This is a genomic window from Sphingomonas trueperi (genome assembly GCF_040545665.1).
Taxonomy (GTDB): Bacteria; Pseudomonadota; Alphaproteobacteria; order Sphingomonadales; family Sphingomonadaceae; genus Sphingomonas; species Sphingomonas trueperi_B.
In genome coordinates this window covers 1,468,956-1,491,089 of record NZ_JBEPMH010000001.1, presented here as the reverse complement: position 1 = coordinate 1,491,089, position 22,134 = coordinate 1,468,956, and the positions used below count along the sequence as shown (strand labels likewise).

Annotated in this window: 25 protein-coding genes; 15 read left to right on the top strand and 10 right to left on the bottom strand. The window is 68.0% G+C overall.

Features of this window, described 5'->3' with window-relative positions; translation table 11 throughout:
* Positions 1-24: 24 nt before the first annotated feature.
* From ABIC65_RS07025 to ABIC65_RS07010, 4 genes are all read right to left on the bottom strand, one after another.
* Positions 25-966 carry a cation diffusion facilitator family transporter gene (locus tag ABIC65_RS07025; RefSeq protein WP_354307715.1) on the bottom strand — a complete coding sequence of 314 codons (942 nt, stop codon included), beginning with the start codon at positions 964-966 and terminating at the stop codon, positions 25-27.
* A gap of 11 nt (positions 967-977) precedes the next feature.
* On the bottom strand, positions 978-1,337 hold the full coding sequence (locus ABIC65_RS07020) for a hypothetical protein (protein ID WP_354307714.1): 360 nt from the start codon (positions 1,335-1,337) through the stop codon (positions 978-980).
* 135 nt (positions 1,338-1,472) lie between these two features.
* On the bottom strand, positions 1,473-2,240 hold the full coding sequence (locus ABIC65_RS07015; protein WP_354307713.1) for a Bax inhibitor-1/YccA family protein: 768 nt from the start codon (positions 2,238-2,240) through the stop codon (positions 1,473-1,475).
* 156 nt (positions 2,241-2,396) lie between these two features.
* Positions 2,397-2,771 carry an ArsR/SmtB family transcription factor gene (locus tag ABIC65_RS07010; RefSeq protein WP_354307712.1) on the bottom strand — a complete coding sequence of 125 codons (375 nt, stop codon included), beginning with the start codon at positions 2,769-2,771 and terminating at the stop codon, positions 2,397-2,399.
* 108 nt (positions 2,772-2,879) lie between these two features.
* Between ABIC65_RS07010 and ABIC65_RS07005 the strand changes: the two genes are divergently transcribed.
* Both ABIC65_RS07005 and thpR read left to right on the top strand, forming a co-directional pair.
* Positions 2,880-3,626, top strand: a complete 747-nt coding sequence (locus tag ABIC65_RS07005) for a glucose 1-dehydrogenase (RefSeq protein WP_354307711.1) — start codon at positions 2,880-2,882, stop codon at positions 3,624-3,626.
* A 95-nt stretch (positions 3,627-3,721) separates the two neighbouring features.
* Entirely contained in the window at positions 3,722-4,258 is a 537-nt protein-coding gene (gene thpR / locus ABIC65_RS07000) for an RNA 2',3'-cyclic phosphodiesterase (protein WP_354307710.1), read from the top strand.
* Here thpR and ABIC65_RS06995 read toward each other — a convergent pair.
* Complete coding sequence (locus tag ABIC65_RS06995) at positions 4,240-4,797, bottom strand: TetR/AcrR family transcriptional regulator (RefSeq protein WP_354307709.1); 558 nt, start codon at positions 4,795-4,797, stop codon at positions 4,240-4,242. The genes thpR and ABIC65_RS06995 overlap by 19 nt on opposite strands.
* A gap of 56 nt (positions 4,798-4,853) precedes the next feature.
* Here ABIC65_RS06995 and ABIC65_RS06990 point away from each other — a divergent pair, with 56 nt between their 5' ends.
* Entirely contained in the window at positions 4,854-5,324 is a 471-nt protein-coding gene (locus ABIC65_RS06990) for a monooxygenase family protein (RefSeq protein WP_354307708.1), read from the top strand.
* A 15-nt stretch (positions 5,325-5,339) separates the two neighbouring features.
* Here ABIC65_RS06990 and ABIC65_RS06985 read toward each other — a convergent pair whose 3' ends face one another.
* From ABIC65_RS06985 to ABIC65_RS06975, 3 genes are all read right to left on the bottom strand, one after another.
* The gene (locus tag ABIC65_RS06985) at positions 5,340-6,725 is read right to left on the bottom strand and encodes a methyl-accepting chemotaxis protein (protein ID WP_354307707.1); all 1,386 of its coding nucleotides are present in this window, start codon (positions 6,723-6,725) and stop codon (positions 5,340-5,342) included.
* A gap of 161 nt (positions 6,726-6,886) precedes the next feature.
* Positions 6,887-8,002 (bottom strand): zinc-binding dehydrogenase, encoded by a 1,116-nt coding sequence (locus ABIC65_RS06980; RefSeq protein WP_354307706.1) that lies wholly within the window; start codon positions 8,000-8,002, stop codon positions 6,887-6,889.
* A 22-nt stretch (positions 8,003-8,024) separates the two neighbouring features.
* Positions 8,025-8,495 carry a low molecular weight protein-tyrosine-phosphatase gene (locus ABIC65_RS06975; RefSeq protein WP_354307705.1) on the bottom strand — a complete coding sequence of 157 codons (471 nt, stop codon included), beginning with the start codon at positions 8,493-8,495 and terminating at the stop codon, positions 8,025-8,027.
* Between the two features lie 81 nt (positions 8,496-8,576).
* Here ABIC65_RS06975 and ABIC65_RS06970 point away from each other — a divergent pair, with 81 nt between their 5' ends.
* Positions 8,577-10,145 (top strand): MFS transporter, encoded by a 1,569-nt coding sequence (locus ABIC65_RS06970; protein WP_354307703.1) that lies wholly within the window; start codon positions 8,577-8,579, stop codon positions 10,143-10,145.
* Positions 10,146-10,289: 144 nt separating this feature from the next.
* Here ABIC65_RS06970 and ABIC65_RS06965 read toward each other — a convergent pair whose 3' ends face one another.
* The gene (locus ABIC65_RS06965; RefSeq protein ID WP_354307702.1) at positions 10,290-10,826 is read right to left on the bottom strand and encodes a superoxide dismutase family protein; all 537 of its coding nucleotides are present in this window, start codon (positions 10,824-10,826) and stop codon (positions 10,290-10,292) included.
* A gap of 252 nt (positions 10,827-11,078) precedes the next feature.
* Here ABIC65_RS06965 and ABIC65_RS06960 point away from each other — a divergent pair, with 252 nt between their 5' ends.
* The 4 genes from ABIC65_RS06960 (at position 11,079) to ABIC65_RS06945 (ending at position 13,391) form a co-directional block, all read left to right on the top strand.
* A complete protein-coding gene (locus ABIC65_RS06960; protein WP_354307700.1) occupies positions 11,079-11,744 on the top strand; it encodes a DUF4893 domain-containing protein in 666 nt (221 codons plus the stop codon).
* A 203-nt stretch (positions 11,745-11,947) separates the two neighbouring features.
* Entirely contained in the window at positions 11,948-12,586 is a 639-nt protein-coding gene (locus ABIC65_RS06955; protein ID WP_354307699.1) for an outer membrane protein, read from the top strand.
* Positions 12,587-12,674: 88 nt separating this feature from the next.
* Complete coding sequence (locus ABIC65_RS06950; RefSeq protein WP_354307697.1) at positions 12,675-13,103, top strand: globin; 429 nt, start codon at positions 12,675-12,677, stop codon at positions 13,101-13,103.
* Between the two features lie 60 nt (positions 13,104-13,163).
* Positions 13,164-13,391 carry a hypothetical protein gene (locus ABIC65_RS06945; protein ID WP_354307696.1) on the top strand — a complete coding sequence of 76 codons (228 nt, stop codon included), beginning with the start codon at positions 13,164-13,166 and terminating at the stop codon, positions 13,389-13,391.
* 274 nt (positions 13,392-13,665) lie between these two features.
* Here ABIC65_RS06945 and ABIC65_RS06940 read toward each other — a convergent pair whose 3' ends face one another.
* On the bottom strand, positions 13,666-14,331 hold the full coding sequence (locus ABIC65_RS06940) for an alpha/beta hydrolase (RefSeq protein ID WP_354307798.1): 666 nt from the start codon (positions 14,329-14,331) through the stop codon (positions 13,666-13,668).
* Positions 14,332-14,883: 552 nt separating this feature from the next.
* On the opposite strand from ABIC65_RS06940, the gene ABIC65_RS06935 reads away from it, so the two are divergent.
* The 7 genes from ABIC65_RS06935 (at position 14,884) to ABIC65_RS06905 (ending at position 22,099) form a co-directional block, all read left to right on the top strand.
* Complete coding sequence (locus tag ABIC65_RS06935) at positions 14,884-15,453, top strand: pseudouridine synthase (protein WP_354307796.1); 570 nt, start codon at positions 14,884-14,886, stop codon at positions 15,451-15,453.
* 225 nt (positions 15,454-15,678) lie between these two features.
* Complete coding sequence (locus ABIC65_RS06930) at positions 15,679-16,509, top strand: 23S rRNA (adenine(2030)-N(6))-methyltransferase RlmJ (protein WP_354307695.1); 831 nt, start codon at positions 15,679-15,681, stop codon at positions 16,507-16,509.
* Positions 16,510-16,598: 89 nt separating this feature from the next.
* The gene (gene lnt, locus ABIC65_RS06925; protein WP_354307693.1) at positions 16,599-18,158 is read left to right on the top strand and encodes an apolipoprotein N-acyltransferase; all 1,560 of its coding nucleotides are present in this window, start codon (positions 16,599-16,601) and stop codon (positions 18,156-18,158) included.
* Positions 18,159-18,231: 73 nt separating this feature from the next.
* Positions 18,232-19,443, top strand: coding sequence for a methionine adenosyltransferase (gene metK / locus ABIC65_RS06920; protein WP_354307692.1), 1,212 nt, complete (start codon positions 18,232-18,234; stop codon positions 19,441-19,443).
* A gap of 150 nt (positions 19,444-19,593) precedes the next feature.
* Positions 19,594-20,349, top strand: a complete 756-nt coding sequence (locus ABIC65_RS06915) for an EAL domain-containing protein (RefSeq protein WP_354307691.1) — start codon at positions 19,594-19,596, stop codon at positions 20,347-20,349.
* A 90-nt stretch (positions 20,350-20,439) separates the two neighbouring features.
* Entirely contained in the window at positions 20,440-21,201 is a 762-nt protein-coding gene (locus ABIC65_RS06910; protein ID WP_354307689.1) for an EAL domain-containing protein, read from the top strand.
* Positions 21,202-21,358: 157 nt separating this feature from the next.
* The gene (locus ABIC65_RS06905) at positions 21,359-22,099 is read left to right on the top strand and encodes an EAL domain-containing protein (protein ID WP_354307688.1); all 741 of its coding nucleotides are present in this window, start codon (positions 21,359-21,361) and stop codon (positions 22,097-22,099) included.
* Positions 22,100-22,134 lie beyond the last annotated feature (35 nt).

Below are 22,134 nucleotides of genomic sequence, written 5' to 3'. Positions count from 1 at the left end.
GCGCGCGACGCGGCGAAGGAAGCGCTAGGCCACCACCTCGGCATCCTCGCGCTTTTCGGGCCGGATATAGATCGAGCTGAGCTGGGGCAGCGCGGCCTTGAGCTTGGCCTCGATCCGCTCGATCAGCGTCTCGGCCTCGCCCATCGCCAGACTGTCGTCGAAGTCGGCGCTGATCGCCACGAACACCCGGTCGGGCGCGGTGTGGATGGTGCGGACATGGTTGACTGCGGTGATGCGCGGCTCGGCCTCAAGCATCGCGCGGACCTGGGCAATGAGGTCCGGGTTGGCGCGCTCGCCGATCAGTAGCCCCTTGGCCTCGCGCGCCAGCAGCGTCGCGACCGCCGCGAGGATCAGGCCGATCGCGATCGATGCGGCCCCGTCGATCCGCGGGTCGCCCCAGGCATGGCTCGCCCACACCCCGATCGCGGCGACGATCAGGCCGGCGAGCGCTGCCGAATCCTCGAACAGCACGATGAAGCCGGCGGGATCCTTCGATTCCCGGATCGCCTTCCACCAGCCGCAATCGCCCTTGCTTGCGCGGAACTCGCGGATCGCGATCACCCAGCTGGTGCCCTCCATCGCGGTGGCGATGCCGAGCACGATATAGTTGACCAGCGGATCGCGCAGCGGCTCCGGATCGAGGATGTGGAGATAGCCTTCATAGACAGACACACCGGCGCCGAGCCCGAAGATCAGGATCGCGACGACGAAGGCCCAGAAATAGAGCTCGCGGCCATAGCCGAAGGGATGTTCGGCATCGGGGGGCCGCTTGGCACGGCGCTGGCCGTAGAGCAGCAGGATCTGGTTGAGGCTGTCGACCAGGCTGTGGACGCCCTCGGTGAGCATCGAGGACGAGGCGGTGATCGCCGCCGCGACGAACTTCGCGACGGCGATCCCGATATTGGCGCCGAGCGCCGCGTAGAGAACCAGATTGGCGCGCCAGCCCGACGCGGGAGACGCGGCCATCCGGGAGTGCCTCAGTCGAGGCCGAGCTTGTGCAGCGCCTTGTCGATTACGCTGCGATCTTCCTTGGGGGCGCCGTCCTTGCCCTCGGTGCGCGCGGCTTCCGCCTTCGCGTCATAGCCGGAGCTTTCCGGGATCTCGTTGTTGTGCACCGGCTGGGTCGAGGCGGGCGGGTCCGAGGCGTCCATCGACTCGTCGAGCGCGCGGTCGAGGCGGGCGTCCTTGCTCGCCGGATCGCGGGCGAGCCGCTCCTCGATCGAGGAATCGGTACCGGCATCGGCGGAATGGACCGCGCCCTTGGCGTCGTCATCGGCGCGGGGGTCGGGAGCGACCGACATCCGGTCCATCGCGGGGTCGAGGGGATTGTTGGTCATGCTGCACTCTCCTGAGCGTTACCCCGATTAAACGGACATGTCGGGACTCACGTTCCGTCGGCCGGCACCCGTGCAAAACAAAAGGCCCGGCGGATCGCTCCGCCGGGCCCATGTGTCTTCCGTTCCGCGCGAAGATCAGTCGCGCGAGCTGCCGAACAGGCGCAGCAGGAACAGGAACATGTTGATGAAGTCGAGATAGAGGTTCAGCGCCCCCATGATCGCGACCTTGCCCTGCTCCGGCGTGCCGGCGACATAGGCGTAGATGCTCTTGATCTTCTGCGTGTCATAGGCGGTGAGGCCGGCGAAGATCAGCACGCCGACGGCGCTGATCACCAGGCTCATCGTGCCCGACTGCAGGAAGATGTTGACGATCGACGCCACCAGAATACCCACCAGGCCGATCAGCAGGAAGGTGCCGAAGCCCGACAGATCCTTCTTGGTGGTGTAGCCATACAGGCTCAGCGCACCGAAGCCGGCGGCGGTGCCGAAGAACACCTGGGCGATCGACATGTCGGTATAGGTGACGAAGATCGTCGAGAGCGACGCGCCCAGCAGGCCGGCATAGGCGAAGAACAGCGCCTTGAGCGTGCCTTCGGACATGCGGTTCTGGCCGAAGCTCATCGCGAACACGATCGCCAGCGGCGAGATCATCGCCACCCAGCCGAGCAAAGTCGGCTGCAGCGACGGCCCGCGGGCGGTTTCCACCACCTGGAACAGCACGCGCTGCAGCGCGTCGACCTTGCCGAACGCCAGCGCGACGATGCCGGTCAGCAGCACGCCGGACAGCATGTAGTTGTAGACCGACAGCATGTACGACCGGAGCCCCGCGTCATGCGCCGCGGCGCGTGCACTCGCGGTCGCGAAGGGCGACTCGCTCGTGCGGGGATCGGACCAGTTAGCCATTCGAAAAACTCCTTTGACCGGCGCGATGCCGGATGCATGGAATATCGGCCTCGCCACAGGGGTTTTCAAGCAAAACCGGGCCCAGCAACGTTTCGATACATCGGTTCGAACGACTTTGCCGGGCCTTTGAAGGCGATAGCACCGCCGATACCCCGCTCAACTGCTCTTCGGGATCGCTCTATCCTGAACGAGGGGCGGATCCTCGCCGACGCTGGTCGCATAGGCATTGATGATTCCGGCCAGCAGACCCGGGAAGCGCGCTTCGACCTCCGCCCATCGGGAATGATTGCGCACCTCAACCCCGTGGCGCTCGCTCCGGATCAGGCCGGCCTCCCGCAACACCTTGAAATGGTTGGACAGGGAAGACTTGGGGATGACTCGGTCCCCCACCGCGGCGACGGCGGAGCACGCCTCCACGCACCCTGCCCGCATGATATTGGCGAAGATCGCGGCGCGGTTCGGATCCGACAGCGCATGCAGGATGGCCTCGGGACGAATCTCGTCGATGGCAGGGTGAATCAGCGGCCTCATGCGAATTCCATATAGGGGCGGTTGACGCCAACCGCATTAGTTCCGATATTCCGAACTATGGGATAAAGGCGGGGGTTTCCCGCCTTCCCGCGTCGGAGGTTGGTTCAAATGACGAAGTTGAACGGGAAGGTGGCCATCGTCACCGGTGCATCCAAGGGTATCGGCGCGGCCATCGCCAAGGCGCTGGCAAAGCAAGGCGCTTCGGTGGTCGTGAATTTCGCGTCGAGCAGGGCGGGTGCCGAAACCGTAGTGGAGGGCATCACCGCCGCAGGCGGTCGGGCCGTTGCGGCGCAGGGCGACGTGTCGAAGGCGGCAGAGGCGCAGGCGCTGGTTGATACCGCCCTTCGCGAATTCGGGCGGCTGGACGTGCTGGTCAACAACTCGGGCGTCTATGAATTCGCCCCGATCGAGGCGCTGACCGAGGACCATTATCGGCACCAGTTCGACGTCAATGTGCTCGGTGTGCTCCTGGCCACCCAGGCCGCGTCGCCGCACCTCGGCGAAGGCGCCAGCATCATCAACATCTCGTCGGCGATTACCCATGTGAACACGCCGGGCGCCGCCGCCTATGCGGGCACCAAGGGCGCGGTGAACGCCATTTCGGGCGTGCTCGCCAACGAACTCGCCCCGCGGAAGATTCGCGTCAATGCGGTCAGCCCCGGCTATGTCGTCACCGAAGGCACGCACACCGCAGGCATCGTCGGCTCCGACATGGAAGCCGGACTGGTCGCGCAGACGCCGCTGGGCCGGGCGGGCACCCCGGACGACATCGCCGACGTGGTCACCTTTCTCGCGTCGGACGATGCACGCTGGCTGACCGGCGAGATCATCACCGCGAGCGGCGGCATCCGCTGACGTCCCGGCTGGCGCTGCGTCTGCTGCAGATCGCTGCGGACGCGGCCCCGGCGCCCGGGGTGGACCTGGCCGCTCGCGCGCCTAGAATCCCCGGCATGCATCGTCTGTTCGTCGGCTTCCGCCCCCCGTCCGCGATTCGCGCGCAGTTGCTCGGCCTTGCCGGCGGCGTGCCCGGCGCGCGCTGGCAGAGCGACGAACAGCTGCACTGCACGCTGCGCTATATCGGCGAGGTCGAGCGGCCGGTGGCGGAGGACGTCGCGCTCGCGCTCGGCAGCGTCCGCTTCGCCCCTTTCGAGCTGGCGGTCGTCGGCGTCGGCGAGTTCGACTCGCGCGGGCGGCCCAATGCGCTCTGGGCAGGACTGCGGCCCCATGAGACGGTGACCCTGCTCCATCACAAGATAGACCAGGCGCTGGTGCGAGCCGGCCTCGTCCCCGAGCGCCGGGCCTATCTGCCGCACATCACGCTGGCCCGGATGAACGTGCAGGCAGGCGCCAACGAACGCTTCCTCGAGGCACATGCCGGTCTCGCCAGTTCGCCGTTCACCGTCGACAGCTTCCTGCTCTACGAAAGCCATCTTGGCCGCGAGGGCGCCAGTTACGAAGCGATCGAGCGCTACAAGCTGCGGGGCTGAGTCCCCGTGACGCCGTCCGCCACCAGCGCCATTGCGGCGCGGACGACGCCGTCCTCGGCCGGCACCTTGCCGTCGAGCGCGAGCGTCGACAGGCCATGCACCACGCCCCAGGCGGCGAGCGTCGCCGGCCCCGAATCGCCGCCCGCCAGGCTCGCGACGCGCCGCGACAGGATCGCGAAGGCCTCGCCATATTCCTTCGGCGCAACGGCGCAGCCCGGATTGCCGCCGAACATCAGCCGGAACATCGCCGGATGGGCTTGCGCGAACCGGAAATAGGCAATCCCCTGCGCGACCAATGCCGCCTTGGCCGGCTCTGCCCGATCGGCGTCCGCCAGCACGCGCGCGAGGTCGGCGAACCCCGCCTCCGCCACGGCGCCGAGCAGCGCCGCCTTGTCGGCGAAGTGCCGATAGGGCGCCATCGCCGACACGCCGGTCGCCTTGGCCAGCGCGCGTAGCGTCACGCCCGCCTCGCCCTGTTCATCCAGCAGCGCCGTCGCGGCACCGATCAGCCGCGCGCGCAGCCCGTCTGCAGTTTCCATCTTGTTTACACCGTAAACTACCCGTATCGTGTACAGTGTAAACAAGGAGACTCGCCATGCAAGCCAACACGCTCCGCGAGACGGTCGATCTCGCTGCCTATCCCGAACTGATCGTGGTGATCCTGGGGTTCAAGCTGCGCCGCTGGCGCGCGCTCCCCGCGATGATGCGGATCGGCCGCGGGCTCGCCGAGATCAAGAAGAACCCGCCCGACGGGCTGCTTGCCGAGGACGGGATGCTGTTCGGCTGGAACCATGTCGGCTTTCGCCAATATTGGCGCGACCTGCCGAGCCTGGAGGCCTTCACCCGCAGCGCGCCGCACAGCGTGTGGTGGCGCGATTTCCTCAAGGACCCGCAGGGGGCGGGCTTCTGGCACGAGGCCTATAGCGCCCGCGGCATCGAGGCGGTGTATGTCAACCTGCCCGGCCAGCGGCTCGGGCTCGGCATGTTCGCGCCGGTCGCCAAGCCGGTGGGCACGCTCATGTCAGCCCGGCAGCGCCTCCACGCCCATGCGGGCATGGAGGGCTGAGCCGGGCGGGCGTCGTCAGAACGACGCCCAGTCGCCGTCCGCCATGGCGGGAGCGGGCGCCGGTGCGGCGCGGCCGCCAGTGCCGCTGCGCTTCGAGAGGTTCGGGCGCTGCAGCGGCAGGCTCATCCGCGGATTGTGCGTTTCGCCGACGTTGAAGGCATGGGCCGAACGCTTCAGCGCCTCGACTTCGCGGCTCAGGCTGCGCGCGGCGGCGGAGGTCTCCTCGACCATCGCGGCATTCTGCTGGGTCGCCTGATCCATCACCGTGACCGCGGTGCTGATCTCGCCGATCGACGAGGCCTGGGCCTGGTTCGCGGTCGCCATGCTGCCGAGCAGGTCGTGCACTTCGCGGACATCCGTGGCGATCGCGGCAAAGGCGCCGTCGACGCGCTGGACCATGCCCACCGCGGCGGTGACATCGGCCTGGGTGGTGGTCAACTGGTCGCGCGCGCGCCCGGCTTCCTCTTCGGCGCGCATGGCGAGGGCGGAGACGAGATCCGCGACCACCGCGAAGCCACGCCCCGCCTCACCGGCACGGCCCGCTTCCACGGCGGCGTTCATCGCCAGAACCCGCGTCTGGAAGGCGATCTTGTCGAGGCCCTCGATCACGTCGTCGATGCCCTTGGCGCTTTCCGACACGCGGCTCATCGCCGACACCGCCTCGTCGGCGACGTCGCGGCCGGCCTGGACCGAGGCGATCGCCCCGTCCGCGCGCGCCACGGTCTGGCTGGCGCTGCCAGCCGTGCTGCGCAGGCGCTTGTCCATCTCGCTGATCGACTGGACCGTCTCCTGCAGGCTCGACGCCGCGCTTTCGGTACGACGCGACAAGTCCTCGGAGGCAACCGCGATTTCGGCAGAGCCGGTGCTGATCGTCTCCGCCGAGGTCGCGACCGAGCGTACCAGTTCGCGCAGCGAGGCCAGCGCTTCGTTGAAATTGGTCTTGAGCACCGCATTGGCGCCGGGGAAATCGGCGGTCACGTCCGCGGTCAGGTCGCCCTTGGCGAGCCGCTCGAGCGACTGGCCCAGCACCCGCACCACTTCGGCCTGCTGCGCGGCAGCCTCGCGCTGCGCGACGGCGGCGTCGCGGAAGATGAGCATCCCGCGCGAGATGCGGCCGACGCAATCCTCATAGTCTGTATGCGCGATCGGCGCGGCGAGGTCGCCGGCGGCGAGTCCCTCCATCCGCACGACCGTCGCGACATAGGGATCGGCGATCACGCGCGCGAACATGCGGGTCAGCACGAAGGCGGTGGCGATCACCACCACGTTGAGCCCCAGCATCACCCAATGCGGCAGCACCAGATTGAGCACCGCCAGGACCACCATGATCCCGACCATCGCGCCGAAGGTGACCTTCAGTTTCTCCCGAATGGGAGCCTTTACTTCCAACCAGTGCAGCATGTTCGTCCCTAACCCGTCGGATGCCGGCCTTCCTCCGCCAGTCCCGCGTTGAGCCCACCCAGCTGCATTGTAGAGGGCAAGAGGTTGAAAAAGTTCATTCTGACATGCGTCGGAAACAATTTGTCTGAAACCCTCAACCCGAAATGAGAGAGTCGCCCGGGTCACCCCCGCCCGGGATCGATCAGGAACTTCTCTCCGGTCGCCTTGCGCTCATAGGCGCGCAGCACGTCCGGCTGCAGCGTTTCGGCCAGCCCGATGGTGCGGGTGTAGCGGCTGGCGAAGGTGGTGGTGAGCTCGGCGAGGATGCGCTGGCGCATCGCCCCCAGCGTCGCCATGCCCGCGCGGCGCAGGAACGGCGTCAGCAGCCAGCCCGAGACGCTCCACTGGAAGCCGAACGCCAGCCGGTTGAGCGTGGTCGGCGCCATGTCGAGCGCGCCGTAGATATAGAGCTGCTTGAACTGTTCGGATCCATAGCGGCTATATTCGGTCATCTTGCGCACCGCCGCCGCCTCCATCGCCTGGAGGATGTCGCTGCCCAGCGTACCGCCGCCGATCGCGTCGAAGGCCACGGTGGCGCCAGTCTCGGCCACCGCATCGGTAAGCCGCCCGCGGAAATCCTCGTCGCGGCTGTTCACCACATGGGTGGCGCCGATGTCGCGCAGGATCGCCGCCTGTTCCTCGGAGCGGACGATGTTGACCAGCGGCACCCCGTCGGCGAGGCAGATCTTCTGGAGCATCTGCCCCAGGTTCGAGGCAGCGGCGGTGTGGACGATTCCGCTGTGCCCGTCGCGCCGCATCGTCTCGACGAAGCCGAGCGCGGTCAGCGGATTGACGAAGATCGCCGCACCGTCCGCCGCCGCGGTACCCTCGGGCAGTTCGACGACGTCGCGCGCCTTGAGCACCCGGTAATCGGCGAACATCGCGCCGCCCACGGCAGCGACCCGCTTGCCCATCAGCGCCGCGGCTTCGGCCCCGGCGGCCACGACCGTGCCGGCGCCCTCATTGCCCACCGGCATCGACTGGCCGAGCCGCGCCTTCATGCTGCCCAGCCGCCCCTTCTGCACCTCGAACAGCAGCGCATCGCCCTCCTGGCGCAGCGTATCGACCTGTGCCGGGCCGAGCAGCAGCCCGAGATCGCTGGGGTTGATCGGCGCCGCCTCGATGCGGACGATCACCTCGTCCGCGGCGGGTTCGCCATAGGTCGCCTGCTCCAGCGACAGGCGCAGCGTGCCGTCCTCGCTCAGCGTCGAGCGCAGTTCGCGTCCGGTGAATGCCATGGGTCCCTCTCCTTCGGTTTGTTCAACGCGTTTGTACGAGTTCTTCCACCAGCCGGTCGGCCGCCGCGCGCACCTCGTCCCAGGTGCGGTCGAAGCCTTCCGGCCCGCCATAATAGGGATCGTCGACCGCGCGGCCTTCCCAGCCGGGTACCGCGTCGAGCAGCAGCCGCAGCCGGGCGCGCGCACCCTTCGGCGCGATCCGGCGGAGGTCGGCAAGGTTCTGGGGGTCGAGCGCGAGGATGTGGTCGAACCGCTCGAAATCCTCGCGCGTCACCTGGCGGGCGCGCTGGCCGGTGATGTCGATGCCATGCTTCGCCGCGACCGCGATCGAGCGGCGATCGGGCTGCTCGCCGGCATGCCAGCCACCGGTCCCCGCCGAATCGGCGACCACCGCCACGCCGGCATCCGCCGCCGCCGCGCGGAATGCCGCCTCGGCCAGCGGCGAGCGGCAGATATTGCCCAAGCAGACGAACAGGAATGCCGGTTCGGCCATCGTCGAAATCATCCTTTCGTAAAACGGGTACGCTCTGCTAGCCTGGCTGGCAACGGCACGCACAACGCCGAAGGAGAGGATATGGCCAGCATGCCCCCAACGCCCGATGGGGCCAAGGCGACCCCCTATGCGTGGTACGTGCTCTCGCTGCTGCTGCTCGTCTATATCCTCAACTTCGTCGATCGCCAGATCGTCGCGATCCTCGCCGACGACATCAAGCGCGACCTGGGCCTGCGCGACCAGGATATCGGCTTCCTCTACGGCACGGCCTTCGGCGTGTTCTATGCGCTGTTCGGCATCCCGCTGGGCCGGCTGGCCGACAACTGGCACCGGGTGCGGCTGATGACCCTTGGCCTCGCGCTATGGTCGAGCATGACCGCGCTTTCCGGGTTCGCCCGCACCGGGCTGGTGCTGGGGCTGGCGCGGATGGGCGTGGGCATCGGCGAGGCGACCGCCGGGCCTGCGGCCTATTCGTTGATCTCCGACTGGTTCCCCAAGCGCCTGCGTGCCACCGCGCTCGCGCTCTATTCCTCGGGCGTCTATCTCGGCGGCGGCCTGTCGCTGTTCCTCGGCGCGCTGATCGTCCAGCGCTGGAACCAGGCCTATCCGGGCGGTGGACCGCTGGGGCTGGTCGGCTGGCAGGCGGCGTTCCTCGCGGTCGGCGTGCCGGGGCTGCTGGTGGCCGCGTGGATCGTGACCCTGCGCGAGCCGCCGCGCGGGCTTTCCGAAGGCATGGCGACCCCGCCCCACCCCGCCCCGTTCCGCGCCTTTTTCCAGGAGCTGCTGACGATCATCCCGCCCTTCACGCTGATCGGGGCGGCGCGGCTGGGGACCGCCGCGCTGGCGCGCAACCTTGCCGTGCTCGCGCTGGTCGCCGGGCTGGTCGCGCTGCTCGTCCATCTGGGCGAGCCGCCCGCGCAATGGATCGCGGTGGGGATCGGCGCCTATGCCGTGTTCAGCTGGGCGACCGCGCTCAAGCGGCGCGACCCGCCGACCTATGCGCTGATCGTCGGCACCCCCGCCTTTCTCTGCGTGGTGCTGGCCTATGGCCTCAACACCTTCCTCGCCTATGCGATGGCGGGCTTCGCACCGAGCTTCATCCGCCGCGCCTTCGACATTCCGCCCGAGCAGCTGGGGTCGCTCGGCTTCTGGATCGGCGCGCCGGTGGCGCTGGCGGGGTTCCTCGGCGTGACGATCGCCGGGCGCATCGCCGATGCCCTGCGCGCCCGCAGCGCGGTGGGGCGCCTTCACGTGCTGCTCTTCGCCTGCGTCGCGCCGATCCTACCGATCGTGCTGCTGTTCACCGCACGCGACCTCACCACCGCCTATGTGATGCTGCCGCTCGCCCAGTTCCTGATCTGCGGCGGGCTGGGCGCGGCCGCCGCCACGACCCAGGACCTGGTGCTGCCGCGGATGCGCGGCACCGCCACCGCCGCCTTCTTCATCGGCACGACGCTGATCGGCCTTGCACTCGGGCCTTATTGCGCCGGGCGGATCGCGACGCTCACCGGCGATCTGGCCACGGGCGTGCTGGCGCTGCTCGCCAGCGTGCCGCTGGCACTGGCGGCGATCTGGGGCGCCTATCGGCTGCTGCCGGCGGCGGAGGCGAGCAAGCTTGCCCGCGCCCGCGCCGCCGGCGAGGCGGTGTGACGAGTTTAAAACGCGCAGTAGCGCGTTTCGCGGCACCGGCCCGCTCCCCCACCCGGCCACCCATAGAATATTGCCGTTGGGTGGGTGGGGGAGCGGGCCGGTGCCGCCTTGAAATTCGCGCTTCCGCGAATTTCAAATGGTAGCTCAGACCGTCTGGAACACGCCGCAGGCGATGCGGCCGCCGCTGTTGCCCGCGGGGTCGCTCTTGTAATCGTCCTCGCCGGCATGGACGACCAGCGCCGCGCCGTCCTGGTCCATCAGCTGGTCGAAGCTGCCGCCGGCCAGCGTGAAGCTCAAACGGCCATGGCCCTTCTCGTCGACCTTCATGTTGGGCAGGTCGCCGGCATGGGGGCCCATCGGGTTTTCCTTGCCGTGCTTGGTGGCACCCGGGTTCCAGTGCCCGCCCGCGCTGGTGAAGTCCGGCGGCGTGCAGACGCCGGTGGTGTGCACATGCACGCCGTGCGGCCCGGGCGAGATGCCGTTCACGTCGACCAGCACGCGAATCGATCCCTCGACCTGCTCGGCCACCGCGGTGCCGACCACCTTGCCGCCGGCATCGTGCAGTTCCGCCTGCGCGCGGAAATGGCCTGCCATATAGCGCGCGTTCTGCGCCTTGGTCGCGCAGCCGCCCAGCAGCAGGCCGATGACCGCTGCACTCGCGCCGATTCCCCAAGCCTTCATGTTCAATCTCCCGGCCATGTCCTTGATGCAGCGTAATGGCCCTTCTTGGCCGCGGTTCCAAGAGCCGGGGCGGCCGGTTCGGGCCATCCGTCGGTAGGATACGGCGGATTGCTTCGGTTCGCCGCACCAGACCGCACGCCCACCGCAGCTTTTACTTTTCGTTAACCTTCCTTTACGACTTTGCCTGTCGGGAGCGTCGCGGCATAGCGCCTCCCCAGGTTCACACGGCCAAAGACTCACAGGGGAAGTATCATGCACCGGCTCGCCTTTGCGATGCTCGCTCTGCCCATGCTCGCCGGCTGTCAGGCAAGCACGACCAAAACGGAGCTTCGTCCGATCGCGGTCGTCGAGATGCCGCCGCCTCCGCCGCTGTGGCGCACCCGCATCGCCCAGGCCGACATGCCGCGGCTCGAGAACCTGCCCGCCAGCTGGCGCCAGCTCTACGAGAACGTCCGCGCGCCGGTGCGCAAGCTGCAGGGCGCGGTGCTCGATCCCGATGCCGGCCAGCCGCATCCGGCGCTGCCGCCCGGCTCCTATCGTTGCCGCACGCTGCACCTGAAGCCGGGACCCGCCGGCCGGGCGCTGGTGCAGCCGAGCCCTGCCGGCTTCTGCTACATCTCCGCCTCGAACGAGCCGAAGGACGACGCACCGCTCGGTCTCGCCAAGCAGACCGGCACCGACATCGTCGCGGGCTATGTGTTCCCGGACGGCAAGCGCTACGTGTTCCTCGGCGCCCGCCAGGCCAAGCCGGGCGCGAACGACATCGGCTATGGCAATCCCGGCGCGCGCGACGTGGTGGGCATGGTCGAGCGTTTCGGCACCTTCCGCTGGCGGCTGGCAATCCCCGGTGCGGTGCCCGGGAGCGTCGACGTCTATGAGCTGACTCCCGTGCCGGCGGATGTCCAGCCCAAGGGCTGATTCCGCCGGCGCCTATCGAAACGTTTGTTCATCGGGGCGACAGGAACCGTTGCCGCAGTGCAACACCTTTGCCGCAAATGCTTCTTGGCGATGCAACCTTGGCCGTAGCCCGGGCATTGTGCGCCCATCTCCGGCCGTCCCGCCTGTTGCAGCGGACCAGCGCCGGGAGATGTGTGTTTCACCAGCGTAGAGGTTATCCCCCCATGCGTAAGATCATCGCCGTCGCGGCAGCTGCTGCCGCGCTCCCCTTCGCCGTCCCCGCCTTCGCGCAGGACACCACCACCGGTGCCGGCACGATGGAGACGACCACCACCGCCGCGCAGGAGGATGGCCCGCGCGCGCCGGACGGCTCCAAGGCCTTCGGCATCGAGCCCTATGTCGGCGTGCTCGGCGGCTGGGAGCGCTTCGATCGTCAGCCCAACGCCGGCATCCCGATCCCGCCGAACAAGTATCGCCTCGATGGCGCGCTCGTGCAGGGCGTGGCGGGCATGAACGTGCCGCTCGGCCCGGTGTTCGTTGGTGCCGAAGGCAACGTCGCCAAGGGCGTCAGCGGCGACATCGATTGGGAATATGGCGTTGCCGGGCGTTTCGGCCTGCGCGCGGGCGACAGCGGCCTGATCTACGGCAAGGTCGGCTATCAGTGGGTCAATTTCGACAAGGTCGCCGACACCAATCGTGACTATCACGCGATGACCTACGGCATCGGCGTCGAGGTCGGCCCGAAGGACATCGGCCTGGGCGGCATCACCGGCCGCAGCGGCCTGCGCCTGCGCCTCGAGATGAACACGTTCAGCGATGCGAAGAGCTTCCGCCCGATGGCGGGTGTGATCGCGCACTTCTGATCGGGTCCGCCGCCCCTCCTTGCGGAGGGGCGGCTTCCCGTTGATTCCGGTCAACCCGCCCGCGCCGGTTTCGGCTATGGCGGGCGCCATGTCCGAATCGTCCCTGCCCTTCGACCGCGTCGGCGGCGAAGACTCCGTCCGCGCCATCGTCGACCGCTTCTACGACCTGGTCGAGCAGGACCCCGCCTATGCGGCGCTCCACGCGATGCACCAGCCGGACCTGACCGCGCTCCGCCACTCGCTCACCCGATTCCTGGTCGCCTGGCTCGGCGGCCCGCGCGACTGGTTCGAGGCGCGTCCCGGCATGTGCATCATGGGCTTCCACCGCCAGCTTGCCGTTACCGCGCAGACCGCGGCGCAATGGGCGCACGCGATGGACCGTGCGCTCGCCGCCGATCCGGGCATAGAACCCGAAACCGCACGCCAGATGAGCGAGGCGCTCCACCGCATGTGCCGCGCCATGGCGGTGCAGGCCCGCACCGCCGCCGAGGCTGCCGCCCCCGCACCCGCGGGTTGATCCGCTTCGGAGCAGGTCTCCGCCGCAATCCCGACGCCATTCGATACAAGGGGTCGCGTGATGAACGCGCGGATCACCCCCGTCGATACGCCGCTGGAAGTCGCCTGTGAACATTGCGGCCGCTTGGGGGTGACACGCGAGGCGTGGGCGGAATGGAACGTGGCCGAGCAGGCTTGGGTGCTCAGCCATTTGTTCGATTTCGCCTTCTGCCATCACTGCCATCGGCCGGCGCGGCCGGTCGAGCGACCGGCAACCGACCTTGGTCCGGCCGCGAAAGGAACGGTTTGAAACGGGCGGCGCGGGTTAACCCCCTCTCGTGCTTCCCGCAGCGCGCAAGCGCGGGGGACGGGTCTGCCGGGGGTTGTGCCCCGGCAGGCCCGCAACTCCGGGGATGGGGCCAAACGAGGCTATAGCGCGACGGCAAGCATCTCGCGAATACCGAGGTGCCGCCGCAGCGAACGGATTGGGCCGCACATAGTAGGGCTGACCGACAGTTCACGCCCAGTTTACACAATTGGCCGGCAGAAGATTGATCGCCTGGCAGCCTATCGTTGCGGCCGTTTCACGCAACTTGCTTGTTATTTGGTGCAGCTGTCCTGCCAAAGCCGGGTCGCTGATTGGCGATGCTTGCCAGCCACACAAGCGTGCGATCTTGCGAGATGGCTGTATAGGCCAACTCATGTCCTTTGGCGGGGATGATGTCGAGGCGAGCGTGTCCGCTTGCTGCTGCCAGCGCAGCACCTTGGGACGCGGGAATGAGCGTATCCGCTTCACCATGCAAGATCAGCGTGGGGCAGCCGATCTTTGCCAGTTTCTGCTCGTTATCGAAGCGGTCGCGCACGAGCAGGCCAGCCGGCACGAACGGCAGTTGCCTTCGGACCACATCGACCATGCTGGTGAAGCCGGAAACAAGGACGAGTGCAGCGACCCGATGCTCCGCGGCCATTTCGGTGGCGACCCCCGATCCCAGCGAGTTGCCCATCAGAACTATCTGCGGCCCCTGAACGCCATGGCCCAAAAGCCACTGAAGTGCAGCTCTGCCGTCCTTGTACAATCCTTCCTCACTGGGCGATCCAGGGTTGCCGGCGTAGCCTCGATACTCGGGCAGGAGCAGGCCGTACCCAGCCCGGGCGAAGGCTTGGGTTGCTACTCTGCTACCCGCGGTGGTGTCGCCGTTTCCATGGAAAAAAACGATCGTCGGCCGCCCATTCCTAGCGGGCCGGTACATTGCACGCAGAACGAGCCCATCGGGCGTCCTGAGGCTAACCATTTCCGGATCGGCGAGCGTCTTTGCGCCATGACCAGTTGCCCCAGGATAGATGTAGGATCGCTGGTTCACGTGCAGCCATGTCAGGCCTGCAATGTAGAGCAGGAGGGTCCCTCCGATCGCGCTCCAAATGATCTTTCGCGTCAGGTGCCCCCTCCAAATCGGGACGACGACTTCTGCCGATGTCCAATCCACGGAACGCTCTATACGATGGATAGCCACCCGTTTGGGCGGTCGTCAAACCTGCGTTGAAGGGTCCAGCCACGCGAACGGCCGCTCTCCCTGCGCTGTTCAACGATGCTCCACCTCGACTTGAACACTGCCGTCCAATCGGATGCGCGCCAGCGGTCGAGATTACGATCGTTCCGGAACTGGCACGTGATGGACGCACCCGCCGATGCAGCCCCCCTCTGCTTCAACGGCTGGATGTTGGAACAGCCGCAAGCGTGTCTTCCCCTGCTCGCGGCCGATCCGCCACGAGACATCGCCGCCGCCCGGCGCTATGAGCGCGCGATGCCCCGGCTGCTTCTGTTCAACAAGCCCTTCGGGGTCCTGTCGCAATTTACCGACCGCGGATCGCCGACGGTGCGGTCGACCTTGTCGGACTTCATCCAGGTGAAGGGCGTCTACCCCGCCGGGCGGCTCGATCGGGACAGCGAGGGTCTGCTGCTACTGTGCGACGACGGGCGGCTGCAGGCGCGCATCGCCGATCCGCGCTTCAAGATGCCCAAGACCTATCTGGTGCAGGTCGAAGGCGATCCGCAGGAAGCGGAACTCGCGCGTTTGCGGCAGGGCGTTCTGCTCAACGACGGCATGACCCTGCCTGCGGAGGCCGCGCGGATCGATGCGCCGGATTTGTGGCTGCGCGATCCGCCGATCCGCCAGCGCAAGTCGATCCCCGACGCTTGGCTGAAGATCACCATCCGCGAAGGGCGCAACCGGCAGGTGCGCCGGATGACCGCGGCGGTCGGCTTGCCCACGCTGCGGCTGGTCCGCTGGTCGATCGGCGACTGGTCCGTCGCGGGGATCGCGCCGGGGCGGTTCGAGGAGGTCTCTGCTTCCGATCGCACGCAACGTCGTTGATCCGCTTTGGCGCGAGCGGGTGAAACGGCTCGCGGCATGGGGTTATCGCGGACGTACCTGCTGCCGGTTGCCGCCGGCCGCGAAAGCTGATTTGAGGCGATGCGCAGAGGGGGTGCCCTTCACCCGGCGCATAGGCCGGAGGAGGGAGTGCATCCATCGCGTCGCGATCGGCTTCCTCGCCCCGCAACGCGAACAAAGACCAATCGGCCGGGTTTTGGATTTTCAATGAACTATCGCCATTCCTTCCATGCCGGCAACAGCGCCGATGTCGTGAAGCACAGCCTGCTGATCGCCCTTGTCCGCGCCTTGCAGCAAAAGCCGGGCGCGCTGACCCTGATCGACACCCATGCCGGCTGCGGCCTCTACGACCTTGGCGGCGAGCAGGCCCAGCGCACCGGCGAAGCCGCCCATGGCGTGCTGCGCGCCTTTGCCGACGCACACCCCTTGCTGGAGGACTATCGGGCCGCCGTGCGGGCGGTGAACGCGGGGGCGGAACCGCACCTCTATCCCGGCTCGCCGCAGTTCCTGGCGCAGCTGCTGCGGCCGCAGGACCTGTTGATCCTCAACGAAAAGCATCCCGAGGACGCGCAGGTCCTGCGCAGCGCGATGCGCGGGTCGCCGGCTGCCGTCCACGAGCGCGATGCCTATGAGCTGTGGCTGGCGATGCTGCCGACCCGAACGCCGCGCGGCGTGGTGGTGGTCGATCCGCCCTATGAGCAGACCGACGAGCGCGAACGCATCACCGCCACCCTCGCCGCAGCGCACCGCAAATGGGCGCATGGCGTGACCGTGATCTGGTATCCGCTGAAGGACCGCGCGACGCACCAGCAATGGAAGAACAAGTTACGCAGGCTCGGCATCCCGAAATTCCTGTCGGTGGAGCACTGGCTCTACGATGCCGACATGCCCGGCATCTATAACGGCGCCGGCCTGTTCATCGTCAATCCGCCCTATGCCTTCACGCAGGCGCTGCCGCCGCTGCTCGAAGCGCTCCGTGCGGCACTGGCGCCGGAAGGGCATAGCGGCGAGCTCACGGCGGACTGGTTGCACGCCTAAGCGAACGCGACAGGCGATCCAGTGTAGTGGCGGACCTGGGGCGCAACGCCCCTCCCCCTCGCCCCGTGCATCGTGTAGGCCCGCCCGCGATGTTTCGCCGTCCGCTGCTCGCCTCGCTCCTTCTCGGCATCGCCTCCGCCACCGGCTTCGCGCCGCTGGAATGGTGGCCGCTCACCCTGCTCTGCTTCGCCGGGCTGTTCGCGCTGGTCCATGCCGCGCCGACGCTCCGCGGCGCGCTGTTCCGCACATGGCTGTTCGGGCTGGGCCATTTCACGCTGGGCGACAACTGGATCCAGCACGCCTTCGACTTTCAGGACAAGATGCCGCCCGCGCTCGGCTATGCCGCGGTCGTACTGCTGGCGCTGTACCTCGCCGTCTATCCGGCGCTGGCGATGGGCACGGCCTGGGCCTTCGCGCGCAAGGTGAAGCCCCGCTCGGGCTGGGTCGAGCCGGACCTCGGCTATGTCCTTGCAGGGAGCGCTGCCTGGATCGTCACGGAATGGCTGCGCGGGGTGGCGTTCACCGGCTATCCGTGGAACCCGCTGGGCGTGATCTGGGTGCCGGTGCCGGGGGTGCGCAACCTCGCGACGCTGATCGGCACCTATGCGCTGTCGGGCGTGACGATCGCGGTCGCCGGCAGCCTCTATCTCGCCTTCCAGCGCCAGTATCGCCCGCTGCTCGTCGAGGCGGTGGCGCTGCTCGCGCTGGGCCTAGGCTGGTCCGATCGCTGCGACCAGATCCGCTGCATCAGCACCGCGAGCGGCAAGGAAGTGGTGATCGTCCAGCCCAATATCGGCCAGGACGCAGTCAGCCGCCCCGATTATGCCGAGTTCCTCCTCAACCGGATGATCGCGCTCAGCGGCAAGCCCGGTGCGCTGCCCCGCCTCGTCGTCTGGCCCGAGGGGATGGTCGATTACTTCGTCGAGGACGGCTATCCGGTACAATGGTATCGGCAGGACCCGCGCTTGGTACGCGCGCGCATCGGCGCGATGCTGGGACCGTGGGACCAGGCGCTGATCGGCGGCAACGCGCTGGAGTTCGATCGTTCCAGCCAGTTGCAGGGCGCCGGCAACTCGGTCTGGGCGCTAGGGCCCGACGGCATGCTCGGCGGCCGCTACGACAAGGCGCATCTGGTGCCGTACGGCGAATATCTGCCGATGCGCACGCTGCTCGCCCCGCTCGGCCTCGCCCGGCTGGTGATGGGCGATGTCGACTTCCTGCCCGGCCCCGGCCCGCGCGCGATTGCCGTGCCCGGCTTCGGCAACGCCGGCATCCAGATCTGCTACGAGATCATCTTCTCGGGCCAGGTGGTGGACGAGGCGCATCGGCCCGACTTCCTGTTCAACCCCTCCAACGACGCCTGGTTCGGCCGCTGGGGTCCGCCGCAGCACCTGGCCCAGGCCCGACTGCGCGCGATCGAGGAGGGCCTGCCGATCCTGCGCGCCACCCCCACCGGCATCTCCGCGCTGATCGACGGCCATGGCCGCCTGCTCGGCACGATCCCACCAAACCAGGCCGGCGCGATCCGCCTGCCGCTGCCCCGCCCGCTGCCGCCGACGCTGTTCTCGCGGGTCGGCAACTGGATGGTGTTGCTCGTCGCGGTGCTTACGGGGTTGTTCGCGATTGCATATCGGCGCTTCGCCCGCTAGGGAGCACATATAAGGAAAGCTTTATATGGGCATGGCAACGGCCCGGCGATCCTTCCCAACCTGAGGAATTTACATGCGTTCCAACTATCTCTTCACGTCCGAGTCCGTGTCTGAGGGTCATCCCGACAAGGTCGCCGACCAGATTTCCGACTCGATCGTCGACCTGTTCCTGTCGAAGGATCCCGAAGCGCGTATCGCCTGCGAGACGCTGACCACCACCCAGCTGGTCGTCCTGGCCGGCGAAATCCGCTGCAAGGGCGTGTACGAGGACGGCGCCTGGGCCCCCGGCGCGCAGGAAGAGATCGAGAAGACCGTCCGCGAGACGGTGAAGCGCATCGGCTATGAGCAGTCGGGCTTCCACTGGCAGACCTTCCGCTTCGAGAACAACCTGCACGCGCAGTCGGCGCACATCGCGCAGGGCGTGGACGCGAGCGGCAACAAGGACGAAGGCGCCGGCGACCAGGGCATCATGTTCGGTTTCGCCTGCGACGAGACCCCGGACCTGATGCCGGCGACGCTCTACTACAGCCACAAGATCCTCGAGCGCATGGCCGCCGACCGCCATTCGGGCGCGGCCCCCTTCCTCGAGCCCGACGCCAAGAGCCAGGTGACCCTGCGCTTCGAGAACGGCAAGCCGGTCGCCGCGACCGCCGTGGTCGTCTCGACCCAGCACGCAGCCGGTTATGACCAGGGCGAGAAGGAGGCCGAGCTCCACGCCTATGTGAAGAAGGTCGTTGCCGACCTGCTTCCGGCCGAGCTGCTGTCGGACGCGACCGAGTATCACATCAACCCGACCGGCTCGTTCGAAATCGGCGGCCCGGACGGTGACGCCGGCCTGACCGGCCGCAAGATCATCGTCGACACCTATGGCGGCGCCAGCCCGCACGGCGGCGGCGCGTTCAGCGGCAAGGACCCGACCAAGGTCGACCGTTCGGCGGCGTACATCACCCGCTATCTCGCCAAGAACATCGTTGCGGCCGGCCTTGCCAAGCGCTGCACGATCCAGCTCGCCTACGCCATCGGCGTGTCGAAGCCGCTGTCGCTCTATGTCGACACCCACGGCACCGGCACCGTCGGCGACGACAAGATCGAGCAGGCGATCCAGGGCATCGAGAAGCTGGGCGGCCTCACCCCGCGCGGCATCCGCACGCACCTGGGCCTCAACAAGCCGATCTACCAGCCGACCGCTGCGTACGGTCACTTCGGCCGCAAGCCCGAGGGCGATTTCTTCCCCTGGGAGCGCACCGATCTGGTCGAGGACCTGAAGGCCGCGCTCGCCGCCTGATCGGTCCTTCTGATCCGAAGATGAAAAGAGCCCCGCCGGCAGCCGCCGCGCGGGGCTTTTTCATGGCCCTCCCACCCGCTCGTTACGGGCGCGCCCTATAAGGGCTTGTGGGGCCCGCCATGGTTAACGCGGGCAGCGGAGGGAGTAGGAATGGTTCTCGACACGGAGGACTGGCAGGCACCATCGGCACCGGGCCTGCATCTTGCATTTCGGCCGGTACATGATGTCATCACGTCCCGCGTCTTCGCCTATGAGGCGGTGCTGCGCGGCCCCGACGGCGAGGAAGGCGACGAGATCCTCGCCCAGATCCCCGCCGAGCGCCATGCCGAGCTCGACCGCCGCGTCGCCGCCGGCGCCGTCACCAAGGCGATGGAGATGGGGCTCGGCACCACCACCGCGCGGCTGCTGATCCCGATCCATTCGCCAAGCGTTGCCCCCGCCGACGCGGCACTAGCTGCCGCCACCCTGGCCGGACAGCGCACCGGCCTGATTCCCGAGCGGATGATCTTCGGCATCCACGGCTTTGCCGACGTGCCCGGCCAGCAGCTCGCCGACCTGGTCGACGGCCACACCCGCGCCGGTGCGCTCACCGCCTTCCTCGGCCTGGGGCACGACCCGATCGGCTTCAGCCCCTGCGTGCGCTATCGCCCGGCGATGGTGCGGCTCGACCCCGACCTGGTAAACGGCATCGATGCCAGCTGGTCGCGCCGGCTGATGCTCGAGGAACTGGCGCCGCGCCTGCGCGAGCACGGCATCCGCGTGATCGCCGACGGCGTTGCCCACGAGGGCGTGCTGCGCCGCCTGCGCAGCTTCGGCATCTTCCACCTCCAGGGCGAGCTGGTCGCGCCGCCGATGCCCGGCATGCTGCCGCCCACCCGGATCGAGCGCCCCGCCGCGGCGGCTTGATATGGTGTTAGCCCGAGCGTCACCATCAACGCTCGGGTAATCACTTCCGCCTACCATTCGATGCAAGGGGATCCAGCTTGGAGATGCCCCGTGCTCGACCAAATCGCCCCCGCTCCGCTTCAGGAAGCGCTTCGCCGGGACTGGTTCGCGATGGCGTTCCAGCCGGTCGTCAACACCTCCACCCTCATCGTCACCGCCTATGAGGCGACGTTCCGCGGCCCCGACGGCGAAGGCCCCGCCGCCTTTGTCGAGACGCTCGCCGAGGACAAACGGCCCACCTTCGATCTGCGCTGCCGTGTCGCCGCGATCGAGCAGGCAATGCAGCTCGGCATTACCGAGCGCCACACCCGCCTCGCGATCAAGGTGATGCCGAGCTACATTACCGATCCCGACGCGGATGCCGATCGCATGCTGCGCATCGTCCGCCGCCTCGGCTTCCCGGCGCGCGAACTGGTGTTCGAGTTCAGCGACCGCGATCATCTCGAAAGCGACAAGATGCTGCGGCTGATGAAAGCCTATCGCAAGCTCGGCTTCCTCATCGCGTTCGACGATTTCGGCGCGGGTGACATGGGCCTCGATCTGGTTTCCGCCTTCACCCCCGACACGCTCAAGCTCGCGCCCGAGCTGGTCCACAGCCTGTGCAGCAGCTGGGCCAAGCGAATCGTCGTCGAGCGCGTGGCCGAGATTGCCAAGAAGGGACGCATCCGGCTGATCGCCGAAGGTGTCACGACTCGCGCCGAGCATGATCGTCTGCGGTCGCTGGAGGTGACGCTGATGCAGGGCGACCTGATCGCGCTGCCGCAAGTGGGCGCGCTGCCTGCCCCTTCGCTGCGCCTCAACGCCGCGGCATGAGGCACGAATCGCGGAATCGTTTGCAGTCGTCGAATGCAAGCACCGTAGATTCCCCAACCGTTTGAATCCGCTGCGCAGACGCACGGAATGGGAGGGTTCGGCCGAATTGGGTACCCAGGCTCCAGGTTCACAAGAATCGCGTTGAGGAGCACACCCCATGGCCACCACGATGGATCTTCGGATCGACCTGCAGCCGATCACGGCGCAAGGCAGCACCGAGCCCTTCGCCTGGCATGCCGGCATCCAGGCGCGTCCCCAAGCCTTCCACACGGTCGATGCGATCCTGCTGCGCGAGGACCGCGCCGAACTGGAAGCTGCCCGTCTCGATCGTGCGCTCGCCGCTGCCGCGCAGGCCGGACTGGCCGATGCCGGCACGCTGCTGGCGGTGCCGGTACAGGTCCACGCCGGTTCGCCCGATCGCCTGCTCGGCCACCTCTTCCGCGCCGCGCTGCGCCACCGCTTCCCGCTCGACCAGATCGTCGTCGAGATCAGCGCCGACGAATCGACCGACCGCGATGCCGCCGCCGCGATGATCCACGCCTGCACCGATCGCGGCATGATGATCGGCCTGAGCGACTTCGCCGCCGGTCCGCTGGCGCTCGGCCTGCTCGCCCATTGCTCGCCGCGGCTGATCCGCCTCGCGCCCGCGCTGGTCCACCATCTCGAGGCCGCCCCGGCCCGCGCCCGTTTGATCGAAGGCGTGCTGCGCCTCGCCCGCGGCATGGGCGTCACCGTGATCGCACCGGTCCCCACCGAGGAAGCCGAGCAACGCGCTGCCGCCGCCGCCGGTCTCCGCCACTTCCAGGGAACGCCGAGCGCCGCGCCGCGCGTCCGCCGCTACACCCGCCCGGTCCGCCGCTGGGCCGCCCCGGTCGCCGTCACCCGCCTCGCCGCCTGAACGCCCCGGATTTGCCAGCACGCGGCGGCGCGACT

Bases quoted from the DNA above. Each gene is read 5' to 3' on its own strand.
- ABIC65_RS06970 (WP_354307703.1), top strand. From the start codon at position 8,577: ATGGCCAGCATGCCCCCAACGCCCGATGGGGCCAAGGCGACCCCCTAT.
- ABIC65_RS06955 (WP_354307699.1), top strand. From the start codon at position 11,948: ATGCGTAAGATCATCGCCGTCGCGGCAGCTGCTGCCGCGCTCCCCTTC.
- ABIC65_RS06905 (WP_354307688.1), top strand. From the start codon at position 21,359: ATGGCCACCACGATGGATCTTCGGATCGACCTGCAGCCGATCACGGCG.
- ABIC65_RS07025 (WP_354307715.1), bottom strand. From the start codon at position 966: ATGGCCGCGTCTCCCGCGTCGGGCTGGCGCGCCAATCTGGTTCTCTAC.
- ABIC65_RS06975 (WP_354307705.1), bottom strand. From the start codon at position 8,495: ATGGCCGAACCGGCATTCCTGTTCGTCTGCTTGGGCAATATCTGCCGC.
- ABIC65_RS06995 (WP_354307709.1), bottom strand. From the start codon at position 4,797: ATGGAAACTGCAGACGGGCTGCGCGCGCGGCTGATCGGTGCCGCGACG.
- ABIC65_RS06915 (WP_354307691.1), top strand. From the start codon at position 19,594: ATGGTTCTCGACACGGAGGACTGGCAGGCACCATCGGCACCGGGCCTG.
- ABIC65_RS06960 (WP_354307700.1), top strand. From the start codon at position 11,079: ATGCACCGGCTCGCCTTTGCGATGCTCGCTCTGCCCATGCTCGCCGGC.
- ABIC65_RS06945 (WP_354307696.1), top strand. From the start codon at position 13,164: ATGAACGCGCGGATCACCCCCGTCGATACGCCGCTGGAAGTCGCCTGT.
- ABIC65_RS07015 (WP_354307713.1), bottom strand. From the start codon at position 2,240: ATGGCTAACTGGTCCGATCCCCGCACGAGCGAGTCGCCCTTCGCGACC.
- ABIC65_RS06980 (WP_354307706.1), bottom strand. From the start codon at position 8,002: ATGGCATTCACCGGACGCGAACTGCGCTCGACGCTGAGCGAGGACGGC.
- thpR (WP_354307710.1), top strand. From the start codon at position 3,722: ATGCATCGTCTGTTCGTCGGCTTCCGCCCCCCGTCCGCGATTCGCGCG.
- ABIC65_RS06930 (WP_354307695.1), top strand. From the start codon at position 15,679: ATGAACTATCGCCATTCCTTCCATGCCGGCAACAGCGCCGATGTCGTG.
- ABIC65_RS06965 (WP_354307702.1), bottom strand. From the start codon at position 10,826: ATGAAGGCTTGGGGAATCGGCGCGAGTGCAGCGGTCATCGGCCTGCTG.
- ABIC65_RS06990 (WP_354307708.1), top strand. From the start codon at position 4,854: ATGCAAGCCAACACGCTCCGCGAGACGGTCGATCTCGCTGCCTATCCC.
- ABIC65_RS07010 (WP_354307712.1), bottom strand. From the start codon at position 2,771: ATGAGGCCGCTGATTCACCCTGCCATCGACGAGATTCGTCCCGAGGCC.
- lnt (WP_354307693.1), top strand. From the start codon at position 16,599: ATGTTTCGCCGTCCGCTGCTCGCCTCGCTCCTTCTCGGCATCGCCTCC.
- ABIC65_RS07005 (WP_354307711.1), top strand. From the start codon at position 2,880: ATGACGAAGTTGAACGGGAAGGTGGCCATCGTCACCGGTGCATCCAAG.
- ABIC65_RS07020 (WP_354307714.1), bottom strand. From the start codon at position 1,337: ATGACCAACAATCCCCTCGACCCCGCGATGGACCGGATGTCGGTCGCT.
- ABIC65_RS06950 (WP_354307697.1), top strand. From the start codon at position 12,675: ATGTCCGAATCGTCCCTGCCCTTCGACCGCGTCGGCGGCGAAGACTCC.
- metK (WP_354307692.1), top strand. From the start codon at position 18,232: ATGCGTTCCAACTATCTCTTCACGTCCGAGTCCGTGTCTGAGGGTCAT.
- ABIC65_RS06935 (WP_354307796.1), top strand. From the start codon at position 14,884: ATGCCCCGGCTGCTTCTGTTCAACAAGCCCTTCGGGGTCCTGTCGCAA.
- ABIC65_RS06940 (WP_354307798.1), bottom strand. From the start codon at position 14,331: ATGTACCGGCCCGCTAGGAATGGGCGGCCGACGATCGTTTTTTTCCAT.
- ABIC65_RS06985 (WP_354307707.1), bottom strand. From the start codon at position 6,725: ATGCTGCACTGGTTGGAAGTAAAGGCTCCCATTCGGGAGAAACTGAAG.